Source organism: Modestobacter versicolor (genome assembly GCF_014195485.1).
Lineage (GTDB): Bacteria > Actinomycetota > Actinomycetes > Mycobacteriales > Geodermatophilaceae > Modestobacter > Modestobacter versicolor.
In genome coordinates, this window is sequence record NZ_JACIBU010000001.1 from 3,351,944 (window position 1) to 3,371,797 (window position 19,854).

23 protein-coding genes are annotated in these 19,854 nt (G+C 75.3%); 13 read left to right on the forward strand and 10 right to left on the reverse strand.

Annotated features, from left to right (window positions below):
- Positions 1–59 precede the first annotated feature (59 nt).
- Entirely contained in the window at positions 60–707 is a 648-nt protein-coding gene (locus FHX36_RS16315) for an FMN-dependent NADH-azoreductase (RefSeq protein ID WP_110551799.1), read from the reverse strand.
- A 96-nt stretch (positions 708–803) separates the two neighbouring features.
- Here FHX36_RS16315 and FHX36_RS16320 point away from each other — a divergent pair, with 96 nt between their 5' ends.
- Positions 804–1,745: a threonine/serine dehydratase gene (locus FHX36_RS16320; RefSeq protein ID WP_110551800.1), complete on the forward strand. Its 942-nt coding sequence runs from the start codon at positions 804–806 to the stop codon at positions 1,743–1,745.
- A 27-nt stretch (positions 1,746–1,772) separates the two neighbouring features.
- On the opposite strand, the gene FHX36_RS16325 is transcribed toward FHX36_RS16320, so the two are convergent.
- Positions 1,773–2,159 (reverse strand): YchJ family protein, encoded by a 387-nt coding sequence (locus FHX36_RS16325; RefSeq protein ID WP_110551801.1) that lies wholly within the window; start codon positions 2,157–2,159, stop codon positions 1,773–1,775.
- Positions 2,160–2,209: 50 nt separating this feature from the next.
- On the opposite strand from FHX36_RS16325, the gene FHX36_RS16330 reads away from it, so the two are divergent.
- The 3 genes from FHX36_RS16330 to FHX36_RS16340 are packed head-to-tail and all read left to right on the forward strand — an operon-like array spanning position 2,210 to position 4,481.
- Positions 2,210–2,704 (forward strand): hypothetical protein, encoded by a 495-nt coding sequence (locus FHX36_RS16330; protein WP_146251565.1) that lies wholly within the window; start codon positions 2,210–2,212, stop codon positions 2,702–2,704.
- 46 nt (positions 2,705–2,750) lie between these two features.
- Positions 2,751–4,199: an argininosuccinate synthase gene (gene argG / locus FHX36_RS16335; RefSeq protein WP_110551803.1), complete on the forward strand. Its 1,449-nt coding sequence runs from the start codon at positions 2,751–2,753 to the stop codon at positions 4,197–4,199.
- Between the two features lie 45 nt (positions 4,200–4,244).
- Positions 4,245–4,481 carry a hypothetical protein gene (locus tag FHX36_RS16340; RefSeq protein WP_110551804.1) on the forward strand — a complete coding sequence of 79 codons (237 nt, stop codon included), beginning with the start codon at positions 4,245–4,247 and terminating at the stop codon, positions 4,479–4,481.
- Positions 4,482–4,511: 30 nt separating this feature from the next.
- On the opposite strand, the gene FHX36_RS16345 is transcribed toward FHX36_RS16340, so the two are convergent.
- Both FHX36_RS16345 and FHX36_RS16350 read right to left on the reverse strand, forming a co-directional pair.
- Entirely contained in the window at positions 4,512–5,894 is a 1,383-nt protein-coding gene (locus FHX36_RS16345; protein WP_343056640.1) for a glucose-6-phosphate dehydrogenase, read from the reverse strand.
- A 63-nt stretch (positions 5,895–5,957) separates the two neighbouring features.
- Positions 5,958–6,317, reverse strand: coding sequence for an STAS domain-containing protein (locus FHX36_RS16350; protein WP_110551806.1), 360 nt, complete (start codon positions 6,315–6,317; stop codon positions 5,958–5,960).
- A gap of 113 nt (positions 6,318–6,430) precedes the next feature.
- Here FHX36_RS16350 and FHX36_RS16355 point away from each other — a divergent pair, with 113 nt between their 5' ends.
- Together FHX36_RS16355 and FHX36_RS16360 are read left to right on the forward strand one after the other, a co-directional pair.
- Complete coding sequence (locus FHX36_RS16355) at positions 6,431–7,294, forward strand: patatin-like phospholipase family protein (protein ID WP_181428729.1); 864 nt, start codon at positions 6,431–6,433, stop codon at positions 7,292–7,294.
- Between the two features lie 69 nt (positions 7,295–7,363).
- On the forward strand, positions 7,364–7,657 hold the full coding sequence (locus tag FHX36_RS16360; RefSeq protein WP_110551808.1) for a DUF4287 domain-containing protein: 294 nt from the start codon (positions 7,364–7,366) through the stop codon (positions 7,655–7,657).
- A gap of 2 nt (positions 7,658–7,659) precedes the next feature.
- Here FHX36_RS16360 and FHX36_RS16365 read toward each other — a convergent pair whose 3' ends face one another.
- Entirely contained in the window at positions 7,660–8,931 is a 1,272-nt protein-coding gene (locus tag FHX36_RS16365; RefSeq protein WP_110551809.1) for a M18 family aminopeptidase, read from the reverse strand.
- A 38-nt stretch (positions 8,932–8,969) separates the two neighbouring features.
- Complete coding sequence (locus FHX36_RS16370; protein ID WP_110551810.1) at positions 8,970–9,962, reverse strand: aldo/keto reductase; 993 nt, start codon at positions 9,960–9,962, stop codon at positions 8,970–8,972.
- 105 nt (positions 9,963–10,067) lie between these two features.
- Here FHX36_RS16370 and FHX36_RS16375 point away from each other — a divergent pair, with 105 nt between their 5' ends.
- The 6 genes from FHX36_RS16375 (at position 10,068) to FHX36_RS16400 (ending at position 14,418) form a co-directional block, all read left to right on the forward strand.
- Positions 10,068–10,517 carry an SRPBCC domain-containing protein gene (locus tag FHX36_RS16375; protein WP_110551811.1) on the forward strand — a complete coding sequence of 150 codons (450 nt, stop codon included), beginning with the start codon at positions 10,068–10,070 and terminating at the stop codon, positions 10,515–10,517.
- Positions 10,514–10,852, forward strand: a complete 339-nt coding sequence (locus FHX36_RS16380) for an ArsR/SmtB family transcription factor (RefSeq protein WP_110551812.1) — start codon at positions 10,514–10,516, stop codon at positions 10,850–10,852. The genes FHX36_RS16375 and FHX36_RS16380 overlap by 4 nt, the downstream gene beginning before the upstream one ends.
- Before the next feature lie 69 nt (positions 10,853–10,921).
- The gene (locus tag FHX36_RS16385) at positions 10,922–11,188 is read left to right on the forward strand and encodes a hypothetical protein (RefSeq protein ID WP_110551813.1); all 267 of its coding nucleotides are present in this window, start codon (positions 10,922–10,924) and stop codon (positions 11,186–11,188) included.
- Between the two features lie 28 nt (positions 11,189–11,216).
- On the forward strand, positions 11,217–12,104 hold the full coding sequence (locus tag FHX36_RS16390) for an AAA family ATPase (RefSeq protein ID WP_110551814.1): 888 nt from the start codon (positions 11,217–11,219) through the stop codon (positions 12,102–12,104).
- Complete coding sequence (locus FHX36_RS23610) at positions 12,097–13,224, forward strand: vWA domain-containing protein (RefSeq protein WP_110551815.1); 1,128 nt, start codon at positions 12,097–12,099, stop codon at positions 13,222–13,224. The genes FHX36_RS16390 and FHX36_RS23610 overlap by 8 nt, the downstream gene beginning before the upstream one ends.
- A 72-nt stretch (positions 13,225–13,296) precedes the next feature.
- Positions 13,297–14,418 (forward strand): XdhC family protein, encoded by a 1,122-nt coding sequence (locus tag FHX36_RS16400; protein WP_110551816.1) that lies wholly within the window; start codon positions 13,297–13,299, stop codon positions 14,416–14,418.
- A 57-nt stretch (positions 14,419–14,475) separates the two neighbouring features.
- Here the strand turns inward: FHX36_RS16400 and FHX36_RS16405 are convergent, their stop codons facing one another.
- Entirely contained in the window at positions 14,476–15,870 is a 1,395-nt protein-coding gene (locus FHX36_RS16405) for a M20 family metallopeptidase (protein WP_110551818.1), read from the reverse strand.
- A gap of 56 nt (positions 15,871–15,926) precedes the next feature.
- On the opposite strand from FHX36_RS16405, the gene FHX36_RS16410 reads away from it, so the two are divergent.
- On the forward strand, positions 15,927–16,490 hold the full coding sequence (locus FHX36_RS16410; protein ID WP_110551817.1) for an MOSC domain-containing protein: 564 nt from the start codon (positions 15,927–15,929) through the stop codon (positions 16,488–16,490).
- Here FHX36_RS16410 and FHX36_RS16415 read toward each other — a convergent pair.
- The 3 genes from FHX36_RS16415 to FHX36_RS16425 all read right to left on the reverse strand — a co-directional run bounded on the left by FHX36_RS16415 (position 16,487) and on the right by FHX36_RS16425 (position 19,739).
- On the reverse strand, positions 16,487–17,425 hold the full coding sequence (locus tag FHX36_RS16415) for a vWA domain-containing protein (RefSeq protein ID WP_343056641.1): 939 nt from the start codon (positions 17,423–17,425) through the stop codon (positions 16,487–16,489). The two genes, FHX36_RS16410 and FHX36_RS16415, sit on opposite strands and share 4 nt — an antisense overlap.
- Positions 17,426–17,520: 95 nt before the next feature.
- Positions 17,521–18,474: an AAA family ATPase gene (locus FHX36_RS23615; RefSeq protein WP_258373023.1), complete on the reverse strand. Its 954-nt coding sequence runs from the start codon at positions 18,472–18,474 to the stop codon at positions 17,521–17,523.
- 137 nt (positions 18,475–18,611) lie between these two features.
- On the reverse strand, positions 18,612–19,739 hold the full coding sequence (locus tag FHX36_RS16425; protein ID WP_110553947.1) for an NDMA-dependent alcohol dehydrogenase: 1,128 nt from the start codon (positions 19,737–19,739) through the stop codon (positions 18,612–18,614).
- Between the last annotated feature and the right edge of the window lie 115 nt (positions 19,740–19,854).

Consider the following 19,854-nt stretch of genomic DNA (forward strand, 5'->3'; position numbering starts at 1 on the left):
TGGCCGAGGACTGGCGCGTCCCCGTCGGGACGGCGAAACGTGACCCGGGTGTCGCCCGATCAGGCGGCGATGCGCCCGGCCAGCTCCTCGGCGTAGCTGCGCGCGGCGTCGGCCTCGGCGGCGGCCTGGCCGCGCAGGTCGGCCATCGCCGGCACCCGGTCGGCCAGGGTCAGCTGCAGGGTGATCACCGAGACCTGCATCCCGAACGACCGGCCGAGCACCAGCTCCAGGGGCGGCACGGTGTGGTCCCAGCTGGCCTGCTCGCCGCCGGAGTCGTAGCTCGCGCCGCGGCTGGAGACCACCACGGCGGGGCGGCCGGCCAGCGGCCGCGCCTCGAACTCGCCGAACGGGACGGTCGTGCCCAGCACGTGCACGTGGTCGACCCACGCCTTGAGCGTCGAGGGCAGCGACCAGTTGTACATCGGCGCGCCGAGCAGCAGGACGTCGGCGCCGAGCAGCTCGTCGAGGTAGCCCTGCTGCAGGGCGGCGGCGGCCGGGTCGACGGTCTCCGCGTCGGTACGCAGCCGGGGCGCCCAGTGCAGCGCGGCGTCGGGCAGGTGCGGCGGCGGGTCGGTGTGCAGGTCGCGGGAGGTGACCGTGAAGTCCGCGCCCCGCTCCTGCCACCCCCGCACGAACGCGGCGGTGACCTCGCGCGACGCGGAGGTGCGCGGATCGGCGGACGAGTCGAGGTGCAGCAGGTGCGGCATCGTGGGCCTCCCGGGTCGGGTGTGCGCGGGGTCACCGCACACCCCCACCCAAGCAGGGCGCCCCGAGCGGCCCGCCACCGGCCGTATCGTGCTCCGGTGATCACCCGGGACGACGTCCTCGCCGCGCAGCACCGCACCGCCGGCCACGTCCGGCGCACCCCGCTGCTCCAGGTCGGCGCGACGTCGTGGGTCAAGGCCGAGTTCCTGCAGCACACCGGGTCGTTCAAGGCCCGCGGCGCCTTCAACCGGCAGCTGGCCGCGGCCGAGCGCGGCGAGCTGGACCCGGCCGTCGGCGTGGTGGCGGCGTCCGGGGGCAACGCCGGCATGGCGCACGCCTTCGCCGCCCGGTCGATCGGCGTGCCGGCCACGGTGTTCGTCCCCGAGCCGACGCCCGCGGTGAAGGTCGACCGGCTGCACGCCTACGGCGCCGATGTCCGGCTGGTCGGCGCGGAGTACGCCGAGGCGTACGCGGCGGCGGTGGACTTCGCCGACGCGCGGGGGGCCGTCTTCTGCCACGCCTACGACCAGCCGGAGATCGCCGCGGGCGCCGGGGTGCTCGCCGAGGAGGTGCTCGCCGACCTGCCGGACGCCGACACCGTGGTGGTCGCGGTGGGCGGGGGTGGGCTGCTGGCCGGGGTGCTGGCCGCGCTCGACGGCCGGGCCCGGGTGGTCGCGGTCGAGCCCGTCGGGGCGCCGACGCTGCACGCGGCGCTGGCCGCCGGCGAACCGGTGGACGTCGAGGTCTCCGGGGTGGCCAAGGACTCCCTGGGCGCCCGGCGGATCGGCGCGATCGCCTTCGCCGCGGCGCAGGCCACGCCGGACCTGGTGAGCCTGCTGGTGACCGACGAGGAGATCGTCGCCGCCCGGGCGGAGCTGTGGAGCGAGGCCCGGATCGCCAGCGAGCACGGTGCCGCGACCGCCTGGGCGGCGCTGACCTCCGGCAGGTTCGTGCCGGCTCCCGGCGAGCGGGTCGTCACCGTGGTCTGCGGCGCCAACACCGACCCGGCCACGCTGGCCCCGGCCCCCGCCGAGCCCTGAGCCGATGTTCCACGTGGAGCATCTGCGTCAGGCCAGCGCGACGCCGTTCAGGTAGCGCCACTCGCCGTCCTCGCGGACGAAGCGGCTGTTCTCGTGCTGGGTGCCCGCCGCCCGGTCGACCACCGAGTGGGCGCGGAACTCCACGGTGCCGTCCGCGGCGAGCAGGCCGCCGCCGGTGGTCGCCAGCACCTCCAGGGCGGTCCAGCGGATCCGCGGGTCGAGGTCGACGTGCGCGGGGCGGGTCGTCGAGTGCCAGGTGCGCCGCAGGTAGGCGGGATCGCCGACGGCGAAGGCGCTGAACCGCGAGCGCATCAGCTGCTCGGCGGTGGCGGCGGTCGCCGTCCCGTCGTGCAGCCGGCCGCAGCACTCGGCGTACGGGAGACCGGTGCCGCACGGGCAGCGTCGGGGAGCCACCCGGCCAGTCTCCCAGGCAATCCAGTTGACCCCGGCTCGACGCTGGACGGGTGCGGATGACCTTCCGGCGGATGGCCGACCGGCGCCCGGTGGAGACCCGGGTGGAGCGCGACGACGGCGTGGTCTTCGAGATGCGCGGGGCCGGCGGCGGTGCCGACCTGCCGCACGACCTGGTGCACGCGCTGGTCGAGCAGCAGCTGCGCGTCCCCGACGGCATCTGGGGGTGCGTGGCCGACGGGGTCGTCTGGCAGAGCATGCGGCACGTCTCGGGCCGGCAGCCGCCGCACGCCGCCGAGCGCTCCGCCCGGCTCAAGCGCGAGCGGGCGGCGGAGATCCAGCAGGCCGAGGGGCTGGCCGACCTGGTGCGCCGGCTCTCGGTCGGGGCCGAGGTGCTGCCCGGCGAGGTCGCCGGCGCGGGTCACTCCTCGGAGCAGCTGCGGGCGGCGGCCGCCGAGCTCGCCCGGGCGGGACGCCGGTGGGCCGCGCTGGACCCGGGGGAGACCTGGGTGGTGGAGTGGGCCTCCCGGAGGGGGTCCCGGCGCTGACGACCCGCCTTTGCATGGTCATGCACAGACATGCATAATCGTCGTCGTGTCCAAGGTGCTCACCTCCCTGCCCGTCGGCGAACGCGTCGGCATCGCCTTCTCCGGGGGGCTCGACACCTCCGTGGCGGTCGCGTGGATGCGCGACAAGGGCGCGGTGCCCTGCACCTACACCGCCGACATCGGGCAGTACGACGAGCCCGACATCGGCTCGGTGCCCGGCCGGGCCACCGCCTACGGCGCGGAGATCGCCCGGCTGGTCGACTGCCGCGCGGCGCTGGTCGAGGAGGGCCTCGCGGCGCTCACCTGCGGGGCGTTCCACATCCGGTCCGGCGGTCGCAGCTACTTCAACACCACCCCGCTCGGCCGGGCCGTGACCGGCACGCTGCTGGTCCGCGCGATGCTGGAGGACGGCGTCCAGATCTGGGGCGACGGCTCCACCTACAAGGGCAACGACATCGAGCGGTTCTACCGCTACGGCCTGCTGGCCAACCCCTCGCTGCGCATCTACAAGCCCTGGCTGGACGCCGACTTCGTCACCGAGCTCGGCGGCCGCAAGGAGATGTCGGAGTGGCTGGTCGCCCACGGCCTGCCCTACCGGGACAGCGCGGAGAAGGCCTACTCCACCGACGCCAACATCTGGGGCGCCACGCACGAGGCGAAGGCGCTGGAGCACCTGGACGCCAGCGTGGAGATGGTGCAGCCGATCATGGGCGTCCGGTTCTGGGACCCCGAGGTGGAGATCGCTGCCGAGGACGTGACCATCGGGTTCGAGTACGGCCGGCCGGTGACGATCAACGGCAAGGAGTTCGCCTCGGCCGTCGACCTCGTGCTGGAGGCCAACGCGATCGGCGGCCGGCACGGGCTGGGCATGTCCGACCAGATCGAGAACCGGATCATCGAGGCCAAGAGCCGGGGCATCTACGAGGCGCCCGGCATGGCGCTGCTGCACGCCGCCTACGAGCGGCTGGTCAACGCGATCCACAACGAGGACACGCTGGCCAACTACCAGAACGAGGGCCGCCGGCTGGGCCGCCTCATGTACGAGGGCCGCTGGCTGGACCCGCAGGCGATGATGCTGCGCGAGTCGCTGCAGCGCTGGGTCGGCATGGCGGTCACCGGCGAGGTGACCCTGCGGCTGCGCCGCGGCGAGGACTACTCGCTGCTGGAGACCTCCGGCCCGGCGTTCAGCTACCACCCGGACAAGCTGTCGATGGAGCGCACCGCAGACTCCGCGTTCGGGCCGGTCGACCGGATCGGGCAGCTGACCATGCGCAACCTGGACATCGCCGACTCCCGCGCCAAGCTGGAGCAGTACGCGCGGATGGGCATGGTGGGCGGGGCGACCCCCACCTCCATCGGTGCAGCCCAGGCGGCCTCCACCGGCCTGATCGACGCCTCCCAGGCGGGCGGGGCCGAGGCCATCGCCTCCCGCGGCACGGTGTCGGCCACCGACGAGCTGCTCGACCGCGCCGCGATGGAGTCCGGCACGGACTGACCCCGCCGGTGCATCCGGAGCCGGGGGTGGCTGCGAAGAGAGTGCGTGGAGTCGCGCGCTCGGGAGCAGCAGCAGTGGGTGGTGCAGCCGTTGATCGAGGCGGGCGTGGAGCTCGACCAGGTCCGCGAGCTGGTCTTCCGGCTGGCCTTCGAGGACATCGTGAGCGAGGGCCGGGGCACCCTGGCCTGCGTCGCCGAGCTGGTCGCCGACCGGTCACCGGAGGTGCAGCAGGCGTGGGCGCAGACCATCGCCCGGATGCTCACCCTGGAGTTCCCGCCCTGACGCCCGTGGCTCCCTGAGCGCGCGCCGCGCTCAGCCGGCAGCGGGGCCGGCGGACCCCGCCGGGTAGTCCAACAGCGGCACCTCCCCGGCGGACCACGCCGCCAGGATCGGCTCGACGATCCGCCAGGACTCCTCGGCCTCGACGTCGCTGATCGACAGGGTGCGCTCGCCGCCGAGCATCTCCGCCAGCAGCAGCCCGTACGCCGACAGCGGGGTCGGCGGCAGGTCGATGTCCAGGGACCGGCGCTCCAGCTCGAACGGGTCGTCGGCGCCGTTGAGGTTGATCTCCAGGCTGATGTGGTCGGGGTCGAAGCGCATCCGCAGGACGTCGGGCTCGGCCTGGCCGCGGCTGCCGAAGGCCAGGTGCGGCACCGGCTTGAACCAGATGGCGATCTCCTGGCGGTCGGTGCCCAGCGCCTTGCCCGTGCGCAGCCGGAACGGGACGCCGGACCACCGCCAGTTGTCGATCGTCACCGTGTACTCGGCGTAGGTCTCGGTCTCCCGGGCCGGGTCGACGCCCTCCTCGCTCGTGTAGTCGGGCAGCGCGCGACCGTCGACCGTGCCGGCGGTGTAGCGGCCGCGCACGGTGTCGCGGGCCATGTCCGCCGGCGACCGCACCGCGCGCAGCACGTCGGCCTTGCGGGCGGAGAGGCTGGCGCCGTCGATGGCCTGCGGCGGCTCCATGGCGATGAGGGCCAGCTGCTGCAGCAGGTGGTTCTGCAGCATGTCGCGCAGCGCGCCCGCGGTGTCGTAGTAGCCGGCGCGCCCCTCCAGCCCGAGCGTCTCGTCGAACACGATCTCCACCCGCTCGATGTGCCCGGCGTTCCACACCGGCTCGAACAACCGGTTGGCGAAGCGGAGCCCGAGCAGGTTCAGCACGGTCTGCATGGCGAGGAAGTGGTCGGTGCGGAAGACCCGCTCCTCCGGGACCAGCCGGTGCAGCACGGCGTTGAGCTCGCGGGCGTCGGCCTGGTCGCGGCCGAAGGGCTTCTCCACCCCGATCGTCGTCCCCTCGGGGAGGTCCACCTCGGTCAGCGCCTGCAGGGTGCCCAGGAACACGGTGTTGGGCAGCGCGAGGTAGACGACCGGGCGGCCCGCGGCCCGGTCCAGCGCCTTGCGCAGGTCGGTGGCGGCGGTGACGTCGCCCTGCTGGTGGGCGAGCCGGCCGACCAGCGCGTCGCGGACGTCCTCGGCGACGTGCCCGGCGTGCTCGGCGAGCCGGGCGCGGGCCCAGTCGCGGTACTCCTCGTCGGACCAGTCCTGCTGGCTCACCGCGAGCAGTGCGACGTCGCCGTCCCGCGCGCGGGCGTCGGCGGTGAACAGCTCGGCCAGCCCCGGGAGCAGCAGGCGACCGGTGAGGTCACCCGTCCCGCCCAGCACCACGAAGGTCGTCTGCACAGTCGTCCGTCCCACCCGTCGGGCATGGAGCCCGGGTCTGGGGCGCCGCTCCGACGACCTGCCCACCGCTGCCCCGGCTCAACCCCCCGGCGGGTCGACCAGGGTGAAGACGGTGGTCAGGCCGGTGATCTGCAGCGGGCGGAGCACCGCCCGGGTGGTGCCACAGCGCATCCGCAGCACCCGGCCGGCGGCCTCGGCTGCCCGGTGGACGCCGACCAGCGCCGTGAGCCCGGCGGAGTCCAGGAACGTCACCTGCCGCAGGTCGAGCTCCACGGTCGTGGCGGCGGGGTCCTGCAGCAGCTCGCGCAGCCGGTCACCCAGCACCGGCGCGCTGCGGGTGTCGACCTCCCCGCTGACGACCACCGTGCACCCGTCGGAACCGGGCACGGTCCGGATGTCGAGGTCCCCGGCATCGGGGTCTACGGGCGGTGCGGTCATCGGGGTCTCCGGCGGTCGCCGTTCACGAGTCGAGCCGTTTACAGCGTAAACCACTTCCGATCTTGCTGGGCAGCCGGAGGCCACGCCGGCGCCCGCCGCCTACGGTGCACGGCGTGACCACCTCCGTCCCGGACACCGCTCTCGTCCTCGCCGGCGGGGGCGTCGCCGGCATCGCCTGGGAGCTCGGGGTGCTGCGCGGGCTCGCCGACGCCGATCCCGCGCTGGCCGACCGGGTGCTCGCCGCCGACCTCGTCGTCGGCACCTCGGCGGGCTCCGCGGTGGCCGCCCAGGTCACCAGCGGCGTGCCCCTCGACGAGCTCTACGCGGCCCAGCTGCGCCCGGAGACCGCCGAGATCGAGGTGGACGTCGACCTCCCCGCGCTCGTGGCGTCGATCAACGCGGCGATGGCCGGCGCCACCGGGCCCGAGGACGCCGGCCGCCGGATCGGTGCCCTCGCGCTGGCGGCACCGACGACCGACCCGGCCCCCCGGCTGGCCGCCATCGACGCCCGGCTCCCGGTGAAGACCTGGCCGGAGCGCCGGCTGCTCGTCGCCGCCGTGGACGCCCGCTCCGGGGAGCTCGCCGTCCTCACCCGCGACTCCGGGGTCGCCCTCGTCGACGCGGTGGCCGCGAGCTGCGCGGTGCCCGGGGTCTGGCCGCCGGTCGTGGTCGACGGGCGGCCGCTCATCGACGGCGGCACCCGCTCGATGGCCAACTCCGACCTCGCTTCCGGGGCCGGTCGCGTCCTCGTGGTGCTGCCCGCCCTGGAGGGCGCGCCCGCCCTGTGGGGCAGCAGCCTGGACGCCGAGCTCGCCGCCCTGGCGCCGTCCGCGGTGCACGTGGTGTACGCCGACCAGGCCTCGATCGACGCCTTCGGCACCAACGCGCTCTCCCCGGCGACCCGGGCGGCCTCGGCCCAGGCGGGCCGGGCGGTCGGCGCGGCGCACGCCGAGGCGGTCGCGGCGCTCTGGGGCTGACCTGCCGATGAGTTCTGCGGCCCGGCGGCGTCCTACCGCTGAGCCCACCGACCGGAGGAGTCAGACCAGATGTCGTTCCAGGCCTACCTCGACGCGATCGAGCAGAAGACCGGCAGGACGCCGCGCGAGCTGCTGGCCCTGGCCGCGGACCGCGGCTTCACCCCCGGGACCAAGGCCGGGGAGGTCGTGTCCTGGCTGGCGGAGGACTTCGGGCTGGGCCGCGGTCACGCGATGGCCCTCGTGCACGTGCTCAAGAACGGCCCGGAGATCAGCGACCGGCACGTCGGGACGACCGGCACCCACCGCGACGAGTCCATCGTGCTGCACCTGGACGGGAAGGCCGCCCGCGGCGAGGCGGGCTGACGTCAGTCGGTGAGGCAGGCGGTCAGCGCGTCGACCATCAGCGGGACGTCGAGCGCCGACGCCAGCTCCCGGCAGGAGTGCATCGCCAGCATCGGTGCGCCGACGTCGACCGTCGGGATGCCCAGCCGGGTCGCGGTCAGCGGGCCGATCGTGCTCCCCGACGGCAGGTCGGCGCGGGTGACGAACCACTGCACCGGCACGCCGGCCGCGGCGCACCGCTCGGCGAACCAGCCGCTGGAGGCCGCGTCGGTGGCGTAGGCCTGGTTGGCGTTCACCTTCAGCACCGGGCCGCCGCCCAACTGCGGCCGGTGGGCCGGCTCGTGCCGGTCGGACCGGGTCGGGTGGACGGCGTGCGCCATGTCCGCCGACACCAGCCGGGACTGCGCGATCGCCCGGGGCAGCGCCTGCGGGTCGCCGGCGTCGACGACCGCGACGAGCCGGCGGACGACGTCCTCGAGGAAGCTGCCGCGTGCACCCGACATCGAGCCGCTGCCGACCTCCTCGTGGTCGTTGCAGACCAGCACCTGGGTGCGCGGCCCGGCGGTCGCGGCGATCAGCGCCGTGAGCCCGGAGTGGCAGCACGCCTGGTCGTCCAGCCGTGACGCGGCCACCCAGCTGCCGTCGGCGCCGGCCCGGGCCGCGGGCTGGGTGTCGGCCAGCACGAGGTCGTGCCCGACGACGTCGTCCGGGCCCACCCCGGCCGCCTCGGCCAGCGCCGCGGTGAACCCGGGCTCGGAGTCGAGGTCGCGGGACCAGACCGGCACCAGCTCGCGCTGCGGGTCGAGCGTCAGCCCGTCGCGGACGCTGCGGTCCAGGTGGATGGCGAGCGACGGGAGCCGCAGCGGCGCCCCGGGCAGTTGGACGAGCTCCGTCGTCCCGCCCCGCAGCGCGACCCGGCCGGCCACCGTCAGCTCGCGGTCCAGCCAGGTGTGCCACAGCCCGCCGCCGTAGGGCTCGACGCCGATGAGCCGGTAGCCGGCCTGCCGGACGTCGGAGTGTGGGCGCACCTTGAACGTCGGGGAGTCGGTGTGCGCGCCGACCAGCCGCAGGCCCGCCTCGGCGAGCGGCGCGCTGCCCACCCGGAAGGCGATCAGGCTGCCGTGCCGGACGACGAAGTGCTGCCCGCCGGGCGTCAGCGACCAGGCGTCGGCCTCGGCGAGCTCGGTGAACCCCGCGGCGCGGAGCCGGCGGGCCAGCTCGGCGACGGCGTGGAACGGCGAGGGGGAGGCGTCGACGAACGCCCGCAGGTCGTCACCGAGGGAGAGGTCCGGCATGCCGCCATCCTCTCCCGCGGCCCCTCGGCCCGGCCCGCTCAGGTCTCCAGCCAGCGCATGCCCGAGGGCGAGTAGCGCTCGCCGGCGGTGATGCCGACCGGTCCGACCTCCTCGATCGCCGCCAGGTCCGCGGGCGTCAGCTCGACGTCCAGGGCGGAGACGTTCTCCTCCAGGTTGGCCACCCGCCGGGTGCCCGGGATGGGGACGACGTCCTCGCCCTGGGCGAGCACCCACGCGAGCGCCAGCTGGGTCGGTGTCACGCCCTTCGCCTCGGCCAGCGCGACGACCCGGTCGAGGACCTCGAGGTTCTTCGCGAAGTTCTCGCCCTGGAAGCGCGGCGAGCTGCGCCGGAAGTCGTCCTCGGCGAAGTCGTCGACCGAGCGGATCTTCCCGGAGAGGAACCCGCGGCCCAGCGGGGAGTAGGGCACGAAGCCGATGCCGAGCTCCCGCACCGTCGCCAGCACCCCGTTGTCCTCGACGTCCCGGGTGAACAGCGACCACTCGGTCTGCACGGCCGACAGCGGGTGGGTGGCGTGCGCCCGCCGGATGCTCGCCGGGGAGGCCTCGCTGATGCCCAGGAACCGGAGCTTGCCCTCGGCGACCAGCTCGCCCAGCGCCCCGAACGTCTCCTCCAGCGGCACGGCCGGGTCGACCCGGTGCTGGTAGTAGAGGTCGATCACGTCGGTGCCCAGGCGCTGCAGCGACCCGTCGACTGACGCCCGCACGTACTCCGGCGTCCCGTTGACCGCCCCGGTGCGCCGGCCCTCGGCGTCCAGCTCGTTGCCGAACTTGGTGGCCAGCACGACCTCGTCGCGGCGGGTGGCCAGCACCTGCCCCAGCAGCCGCTCGTTGGTCCAGGGTCCGTAGACGTCGGCGGTGTCCAGCAGCGTCACGCCCAGGTCGAGGGCCCGGTGCAGGGTCTGCAGGTTCTCCGTGTCGTCGAAGGCGCCGTAGTAGGAGCTCATGCCCATGCAGCCGAGCCCCTCCGCCGAGACGGTGAGGCCCTGCGCGCCGAGTGCTCGTGTCCGCATGACCTGATCCTGCGCCTCGCCGCAACAGCAACCGGTGGTTGCGCATCTGGCGTCGGCGCCCTACGGTCATCAGCAACCGACAGTTGCGCGTCCGGAGGAGTGGTCATGGAGCACGGCAGCATCGAGCGCGAGTTCACCGTCCAGGCCGCACCCGAGGTGGTGTTCGACGTGCTCAGCAGCCCTGAGCACATCGCCCGGTGGTGGGGCGCGGACGCGGTCCTCGACCCGACGCCCGGGGCGGTGGGCGAGCTCGCCTGGAACGACCGGGCGCACGTCACCCCGCTCACCGTCGTCGAGGCCGACCCGCCGCGGACCTTCTCCTTCCGCTGGGCCTACGACGACGAGAGCCCGAGCCCCACCAACTCCTTCTTGGTCACCTTCACGCTCCGGCCGACCGAGGGCGGGACCGTCGTCCGGCTGGTCGAGACGGGCTTCCGCGAGCGCGGCTGGGCCGACGCCGTGGCGCAGGCCCACCACGACGACCACGTCCAGGGCTGGGACCAGCACCTCGCCACCCTGCGCGGCTACGTGACCCGGCTGGCCACCGCCCGATGAGCGTCGCCGTCGACGACGACCTCTGGTCGGCGATCGGGGACCCGACCCGGCGGCGGCTGCTCGACCTGCTCCTCGCCGACGGCGACGGCACGGCGACCACGCTCAGCGAGCAGCTGCCGGTGACCCGCCAGGCGGTCGCCAAGCACCTCGGGGTGCTCGACCGGGTCGGGCTGGTGCACGGGACGCCGGCCGGGCGGGAGCGCCGGTACCGGGTGGACGACGCGCAGCTGGCCCGGGCCGTCGCGCAGCTCTCCGCCGTCGGGGCCACCTGGGACGCGCGGATCCGCCGGATCACCGAGCTCGCCGAGGCCGTCCAACGACGTCAGGAGCGGTGACCACCGTGGACACCGCCGCCCCGCGCGGCCCGGGCGTTCGACCCTGGGGCGCGCGGGTAGGTCGGGGGCATGGCCGACGACATCGAGATCGACGCGCAGGGCGAGAACACGTTCCTGGTGGTCCAGCCCAGCGAGCTGGAGGACGTCCGCACCTGGTTCACGGTGAGCCCCGAGGTCATGGACCGGCTGGGTGCCGACGACGAGGAGGACGTCGTCCGGCGCACCGTGCTCTTCCTCCGGAAGCACCAGGAGGTGGCCGACTTCCCCGAGACCGTCGACCTGGAGGACGTCGTCTCCAGCTACGACGACTACCTCGAGGCGATGGCCACCGACTGAGCTGACCGGGAGGTGGGATGCTGCAGACGTGAGCCAGCCCACCCTCCCCGCCGACCCGGCCGCACTCGGCACCGCGCTGGAGGGCACCGGGTACCTGCCCGACGAGGGCCTGGCCACCGCGGCCTACCTCGCGCTGGTCATGCACCGCCCGCTGTTCCTCGAGGGCGAGGCCGGCGTCGGGAAGACCGCGCTGGCCCGGGCGCTCGCCGAGGTCACCGGCCGGCCGCTGTACCGGCTGCAGTGCTACGAGGGCCTCGAGGCCAGCCACGCCCTCTACGACTGGGACTTCGGCCGCCAGCTGCTGCACCTGCGCGCCGCCGAGGCCGCCGGCACCGCCGAGCGCACCGAGGACCTGGAGGCCTCGCTGTACGACCGGCGGTTCCTGCTGGCCCGCCCGCTGCTGCAGGCGCTGGAGGACTCCCCGTCGGTGCTGCTGGTCGACGAGGTCGACCGGGCCGACGACGAGTTCGAGGCCTTCCTGCTCGAGGTGCTCAGCGACTTCACCATCTCCATCCCGGAGCTGGGCACGGTGCGCGCCGAGACGCCGCCGCTCGTCGTCCTCACCTCCAACCGCACCCGCGAGGTGCACGACGCGCTCAAGCGCCGCTGCCTCTACCACTGGCTGGAGCACCCCGACTTCGAGCGCGAGGTGGCCATCCTCCGGCGGCGGCTGCCCGACGTCACCGAGACCCTCGCCCGGCAGGTCGCCCGGGCGACCGCCCAGCTGCGCACCCTGGACCTGCTCAAGCCGCCCGGGGTGGCCGAGGCGATGGACTGGGCGACCGCGCTGCACGCCCTGGGCGCCCGCGAGCTCGACCCGGACGTCGCGGCCCGCACGCTGGGGGCGGTGCTGAAGTACCGCGAGGACACCGACCGGGTGCACGCGCTGGCCCGGGGGGCGCTCTTCGGTGGGTGACAACGGGGCAGCGCCGGGCACCCGGGACGTCGTCACGACGGTCCTCGGGTTCGCCCGCACGCTGCGGCACGCCGGCGTCGCCGCCTCCCCCGACCGGGTCGAGGCGATGCTGGACGCCGTCGGGCACCTCGACGTCCTCGACCCCAGCGCCGTCTACTGGGCCGGCCGGCTGACCCTGTGCGGCAGCCCGGACGACCTGGACCGGTACGACGCCGCCTTCGCCGCGTACTTCGGCGGCGAGGCGCCCCGGCCCCGCCGGGCGAGCGGGGCCGAGCAGCCGCGGGTCGCGCAGACCGCGTCGCTGGGCACCGGCGAGGGCAGCGAGGAGGGCGGCGAGCCCAGCGACCTGGCCACCCGGGCCAGCGGCGAGGAGGTGCTGCGGCACCGGGACGTCGCCGAGCTGACCCTCCCCGAGCGCGAGCAGCTGCGCCGGCTGTTCGCCCTGCTCGTCCCGGCCGCCCCGATGCGCGCCTCCCGCCGGCGCAGCCCGTCGGCGCACGGCTCGATCCACCGGGCCCGCACCGTGCGGCGGGCGCTGCGCGACGGCGGCGAGATCACCCGGCTGGCCCACCACCGGGCCCGCCCCCGGCCGCGCAAGGTCGTGCTGCTGGTCGACGTCTCCGGCTCGATGAGCCCCTACGCCGACGCGCTGCTCCGGTTCGCGCACGCCGCCGTCCGCGCCCGGCCGGCCAGCACCGAGGTCTTCACCATCGGCACCCGGCTGACCCGGGTCACCCGGGAGCTGCGGCTGCGCGACCCCGACCGGGCGCTGGCCGCCAGCGGCTCGGCGATCCCCGACTGGTCCGGCGGCACCCGGATCGGCGAGGTGCTCAAGGCGTTCCTGGACCGCTGGGGGCAGCGCGGCACCGCCCGCGGCGCGGTCGTCGTCGTCTGCAGCGACGGCTGGGAACGCGGCGGCGCGGACCTGCTGGCCGAGCAGATGGCCCGGCTGCAGCGGCTCGCGCACGCCGTCGTCTGGGTCAACCCGCACAAGGGCCGGGACGGCTACGAGCCGCTCACCGCGGGCATGGTCGCGGCGCTGCCCAGCGTCGACCACTTCGTCGCCGGGCACAGCCTGGCCGCGTTCGAGGAACTGGCAGGAGTGATGACGCGTGCATGAAGGACCCCGGTCCCCTCATCACTCGCCAGCTCGCGACGAGCCTCTGACCGGGGCCGGAGGAGGAGCAGTCGGATGAGAGATGTGCTGGACGACCTGGTCGGGTGGTGGCAGGCGGGGGAGACCGTCGGCGTGGGCACGGTGGTGGGCACCTGGCGCTCGGCGCCCCGCCCACCCGGCGCGTCCATGCTGGTGGGCCCGGACGGGACGGCGGTGGGCAGCGTCTCCGGCGGCTGCGTCGAGGGGGCGGTGTACGAGGAGGCCACGGACGTCGTGGCCAGCGGTGAGCCCACCCTGCAGCGCTACGGCGTGAGCGACGACGACGCCTTCGCCGTGGGCCTGACCTGCGGCGGGATCCTCGACGTCTACGTGGAGTCGATCTCCCGGGAGTCCTTCCCCGAGCTCGGCGAGGTGGCCGCGTCGGTCGGCGCGCACGAGCCGGTCGCCGTCGTCACCTGCGTGAAGGGCCCGGCCGACCGGCTGGGCCGGCGGATGGTGCTGTGGCCGGACCGCGCCTCGGGCTCCTTCGGCGAGCAGCACCTGGACGACGCGGTCGCCGACGACGCCCGCGGCATGCTGGCCGCCGGCCGCACGGCCACCCTCACCTACGGCCACGACGGCGAGCGCCGCGGCGACGACATCACGCTGTTCGTCTCCTCGTTCGCCCCGCCGGCCCGGATGGTCGTCTTCGGCGCGATCGACTTCGCCGCCGCGGTGGCCCGGGTCGGGTCGTTCCTCGGCTACCGGGTCACCGTCTGCGACGCCCGCCCGGTGTTCGCCACCGCCCGCCGCTTCCCCGACGCCGACGAGGTGGTCGTGGAGTGGCCGCACCGCTACCTGCAGGCCGAGGCCGACGCCGGGCGGGTCGACGAGCGCACGGTGCTCTGCGTGCTCACCCACGACCCGAAGTTCGACGTCCCGCTGCTGGAGGTGGCGCTGCGGCTGCCGGTGGCCTACGTCGGGGCGATGGGCTCGCGGCGCACCCACGACGAGCGGCTGGACCGGCTGCGCGAGGCCGGGCTCAAGGACGACGAGCTGGAGCGGCTGTCCTCGCCGATCGGGCTGGACCTGGGTGCCCGGACGCCGGAGGAGACCGCGGTGTCGATCGCCGCGGAGATCATCGCCGGCCGCTGGGGCGGCACCGGCGAGCGGCTGGCCGAGGTGGAGGGACCGATCCACCGCACCGCCGACCGCTGATCCCCACCCCGACCGCTGTTCCCCACCCCGGACCCCGGAGATGGCCATCTTCGGGGGTCAGGGGTGGGTGGGCCAAGGGGCGCCGGGTTCGCCGAGGTCCCACCACAGCCCGGCCATGAGCTGCAGCGACTCCCGCACCAGCGCGGTGGGCAGGTGCTCGTCGGGGGCGTGCTGGGCGCAGCCGGGGTAGGAGTGCGGCACCCACACGGTCGGCAGGCCCAGGGTGAGCGCGAACGGCTCGTTGGGCAGCGAGCCGCCGAGGTTGGGCAGCAGCGCGGGCGTCACCCCGGTGCTCCGCTCGAGCGACGCCAGGGTCCAGGCCACCCACGGGTCGTCCGGGTCGGTGCGGGTGGCGGCCATCGTGTGCTCGACCTCGACCTGCACCGACGGGAACCCGGCGGCGTCCAGGTGCGCGCGCAGCAGCTCCGGCACCCGGGCGTGGTCGGTGCCGACGACGAAGCGCAGCTGGCAGTGCGCCCGCGCGGACGGCGGGATGGCGTTGACCGGCGCGTCCGGGTCGCCGGCGGTCATCGCCAGCAGCTCCAGGGTGTTCCAGGCGTACAGCCGCTCGCTGGGCGACAGGCCCGGCTCGCCCCACCCCGGGTCGACGGCCGGGCTGTCCGGGCCCTGGTCGACGTCGATCCGGCGCAGCGCCGCCCGCACCGGCTCGGGCACCGGCGTCGGCCGCAGCCCCTCGACGAGCAGCCGCCCGGCGCCGTCGACGAGCGAGGACAGCGCGTTGACCAGCACGGTCGCCGGGTTGCTCAGCACCCCGCCCCAGTTGCCCGAGTGGTGGGCGGCCTCCCGGGCGGTGACCCGGAAGGTCAGGTTCATCGAGCCCCGGGAGCCGAGGAAGACCGTCGGCCGGTCAGCGGCGACCCGCGGCCCGTCGGACCCGATCAGCAGGTCCGCGGCGAGCTCGTCGGACGACGAGGCGCACAGCTCGGACAGTCCCGGCGAGCCGGACTCCTCGCCCATGTCCAGCAGCAGCGTGACGTCGTAGCCCAGCCGGCCGCCGCGGGCGGCGATCACCTGCTCGAGCGCGACCAGGTTCACGGTGTGCTGGCCCTTGTTGTCGGCCACCCCCCGGCCGTACCAGCGGTCGCCCTCGACGACGACGCGCCACGGGTCCAACCCGGCCCGCCACTGCTCTGGGTGGGCGGGCTGGACGTCGCCGTGCCCGTATGTGAGCACCCGCCGCCCCGCCCCCTCCGACCGGTGCGCGACGAGGAACGGGTGCCCGGGGGAGACCGGGTTCTCCACCACCCGCGCAGTGAAGCCCAGCCCCTCGACGTCAGGTACCAGCTCCGCGGTCAGGTACTCCCGCAGGTCGCCGGCGCGGCGGGGGTCGGCGCTCTCGGTGCGGTACGCCACCCGCCGGGCGAGCACCTCGAGGAACGCCCCCGAGTCGAACTGGGCGGTCGCGGCGTCGAGGGCGGTCTGGCGGTCCACGCCGTCCACCGTGCGGGGTCGGCCGCAGGCGGGCAAGCGCGCGGGATGATCGACCCGTGAGCGAGGACCTGCCGTACCGGTACGACGTCGAGGTCGTCGGCCTGCTCGCCTCGCCGGAGCACCGCTACGACGGCCGGCCGGACGACGCGGTGGCCGCGCTGCCGGTGGAGCGGCGTGACCGGGTCGAGGTGCGGGCCGGCCTGGGCATCGTCGGCGACCGCTACTTCGGCAGGCCGGCGCACCGGGACGCCTCGGTCACCGTGATCGCCGCCGAGGCGCTGGACGCCCTCGCCGCCGAGCTGGGCAGCGGGCCGCTGGACCCGCTGGCCACCCGGCGCAACGTCGTCCTGCGCGGGGCGGAGGTCGAGGCGCTGCGCGGGCAGCCGTTCAGCCTCGACGGCGTCGTGCTCGCCGGTGGGCGGCCGGCCAACCCGTGCGCCTGGCTGGACCTGGTGCTCGCCCCCGGCGCGCACCGGGGGATGCGCGGTCGGGGCGGCGTGCGCTGCGCGCCCCGCACCGACGGCGTCCTGCGGCTCGGGCCCGCGGTGCTGCGCTCGGCCGTCCCGCTGGACCCGGCGCGGGCCGGGGACGCCGTGACGCCGGTGCGGCGACCCCGCTAGTCGAGCAGGGCGCGGACGGCGGCCGGGGCCTGGGACGGCCGGTGCAGCGCCGCCGCGCGGCCACCGCCGGCCGCGGCCAGCGCGGTGCAGTTCTCGACCGACTCCGGCTCAGCGGACAGCCCGAGCACGTGCAGCCGGGCGCCGCTGCGGGCCAGCGCCGCGGCCGCCGGCCGGGGGTCGGCGCTGTCGGTGGGCATCCCGTCCGACAGCAGCAGCACGTCGCGGGCCGCGGTCCGGGCGCGGGCCAGCTGCTGCCCCGCGGTGCGGAGCGCCAGGTCCAGGTCGGTCGTGCCGCCGCCGCGCAGGTCGAACAGCCGGTCGACGACGACGTCCGGCCGGGTGCCCGCGCTCAGCGGCTGCAGCACCACCGCCGTCGACCAGAACGCGACCACGGCGAGCTCGTCGTCCGGCCGCATCCGCTGGGCCAGCGCGGACGCGGTGAGCACCGCGGCGGCCAGCTCGTCGCCGGCCACGGACCCGGAGGCGTCCACCACCAGCACGCAGGCCCGGCCGGTCGCCCGCCAGCCCCGGGTGTGCAGGTGCTCTGCCCGCCAGTGCGGCTCGGCGCCGCGGGCGGCCAGGGTGGCGTCCAGGTCGACGTCGGCGCCGGTGGGGTCGCGCCGGGTGACCACCCGGCGGCTCCCCGCCCGGTCGGGCACGCCGGTGCGCGGCACGGTCACCGGCAGCCGCGCGGCCAGCGCCCGGGCCGCGCGACGAAGCCCGGGGTCGAACGCACGCCCGAGCGCGGAGAGCAGCCGGGCCGCGGCGTCCGGGTCGCGGCCGGCCAGGTCGGCCAGCGCCTCCTCGTCCAGCTCACCCGGCTGCGGGCTGACCTGCTGGAACTCCGAGTGCGCGCGGCTCAGCTCGTCGCGCCCGGCGCGCCGGGCCTGCCGGTCGCGGAGCAGCTCGGCGACCTCGCCCGGCTCCTGCACCACCGACGGCGCCTGCGGCCGGCGGCCCGGTGGCTCGGCCAGCCCGCCGCCCGGTGGAGGGAGGCCCTGCTCACCCCGGGGCTCGTCGGCCTCGGGGGTCAGGGTTTTCCCAGCTCCTCACCCGCCCGCCGCCAGATGTCGGTGATCACGGCCTCGACCGGCCGGGTGAGTCCGTCGGCGACGGTGACCTTGCCGGTGAGCGCGGCCAGCGCGGCGTCACCGCCGGTGCGCTCGTCGACCTCGGCGGCGCCCCGGACGACGGCCAGCTCGGTGGCGATCAGCACCGTGTCGATGGCGCCGCGCACCGAGGCGCCGATCCGCAGCTCGGCGTGGTCCCGGGTGATCCGGACCGCGCGCACCGCGCGGTGCACCAGCCCCTCCGGGCCGCCGGTGGCCGCGGCGACCACCGCCCGCTCGGCGTCCTCGTCCTGGTAGCCCATCGCCACCCGGCAGGACCGGTCGTACAGCGCCGGGGTGATCCGCGCGGTGCCCACGGCGTCGAACGGGTTCATCGCCGCCACCAGCCGGAACGTCGGCCGGGCGGGCACCCGGCCGAAGCGCGGCACGTGCATCTCCCGCTCGGAGAGCACCCCGAGCAGCACGTTCATCGTCTCCTCGGGGACCCGGTTGAACTCCTCGACGTAGAGCAGCGCGCCCTCGGTCATCGCCCGGGTGAGCGGGCCGGGCACGAAGTTCTCCGGCCGGTAGTCCTCGGTGAGGACCCGGGAGGCGTCGTGGTGCCCGACCAGGCGGGTCGGGGTCAGCTCGGCGTTGCCCTCGACCAGCACCAGCGGGACGCCGGTGCCGTCGGCGAGCGCCCGCAGCAGCGTCGTCTTGCCGGTACCCGGCGGGCCCTCCAGGACGACGTTGCGGCCGGCCGACAGCGCCGCGGCCACCACCTCCGCCTCGCCCACCCGGGCGACGACCCGCTCGCGCGCGGTGCGGACCATCCCCACCGCGTCCAGCCGTGCGGCGTCCGGGCGGGCATGGCCCCCGTGCAGGGGCTCGGGGCGAGCCTGCGAGTCCAGGGGGGCACGGGGGTCCTTCGTCATCGGCTCCTCGTCGAGCAGGTGCGGACCCCGGGGGCCGGTCGGGTGACCGGCCCCCGGGGGGTGTGGCTCGCTGTCCCTCGGCCCCGTCCAGGGCCCCGCCCTGAGCTCGCGAAGGGTGGGGAGGACGGGGTCCTTCCTCAGTCGTAGACGATGACGCCGCGGATGTTCTTGCCCTCGTGCAGGTCCTCGTAGCCCTGGTTGATGTCGTCGAGCTTGTAGCGCGTGGTGATCAACTCGTCGAGCTTGATGGTGCCCTCCTGGTAGAGGCGCAGCATCTTCAGCATGTCCGAGCTGGGGTTCTGGTCGCCGAACAGGGCGCCGCGGATCTCCTTGGTGAACAGCGCCAGCATGCTGGGGTTGATCGGGATGCCGACGTCGGTGAGGTCGCCCAGGCCGGTGATCACCACCCGCCCGCCCTTGCCGATCGCGTCGAAGGCCTGGGCCACGTGCTCGCCCTTGAGCACCCCGACGGTGACCAGCGCCTTGTCGGCGCCCTGACCGTTGGTGACGCTGCGGGCGAAGTCGCCGGCCTCCTCGATGCTCGCGAAGCTGTGGGTCGCGCCGAGCTCCATCGCCTTCTCGCGCTTGAACGCCACCGGGTCGACGGCGATGACGTGGCTCGCGCCCGCGTTGGCCGCGCCCTGCACCGCGTTGATCCCGATGCCGCCGATGCCCATCACGATGACCGTGTCACCGGCGCGGACCTCGCCGGCCTGGACCGCCGTACCCCACCCGGTGCCGACGCCGCACCCGACGAGGCAGGCGACGTCCAGCGGGATGCTCTTGTCGATCTTCACGGTCGAGCGGACGTCGACCGTGGTGATCTCGGCGAAGGTGCCGAGCCCGCACATCTGCCCGACGTCCTCGCCGTCCGCGGTCTTGACCCGGAAGCTGGTGGCGTCGTCCCACCGCGAGCCGATGAGCAGGTTGGCGCCGGAGTCGCAGATGTACTGCTGGCCGTTGGCGCAGTACCGGCAGCGGCCGCAGCCGGGCAGGAACGAGAAGACGACGTGGTCGCCCTCCTCGAAGCCCGTCACGCCCGGGCCGACGGCGGTGACGACGCCGGCTCCCTCGTGGCCGCCGAGGAACGGGTACTTGCCGACCTGCATGTCGCCGGTGGCGATGTGGTCGTCGGAGTGGCACAGCCCGGAGGCGGCCAGCTTGACCTGGAGTTCGCCGGCCTGCGGGTCGTCGACGACGAGGTCGACGACCTCCCACGAACCGGGGGCCTGGCGCAGGATCGCGCCGCGGGTGTTGACGGGCACTGGGCTCCTCCTCCTCGCCCTCACCGTTGAGGGCATGGGTGGCGTGCGCTCGGACGCGCCCTGGCACCGTATGACACCGGTCACAGCGGCGGTAGGGGGCGATCCGGTACCGGGT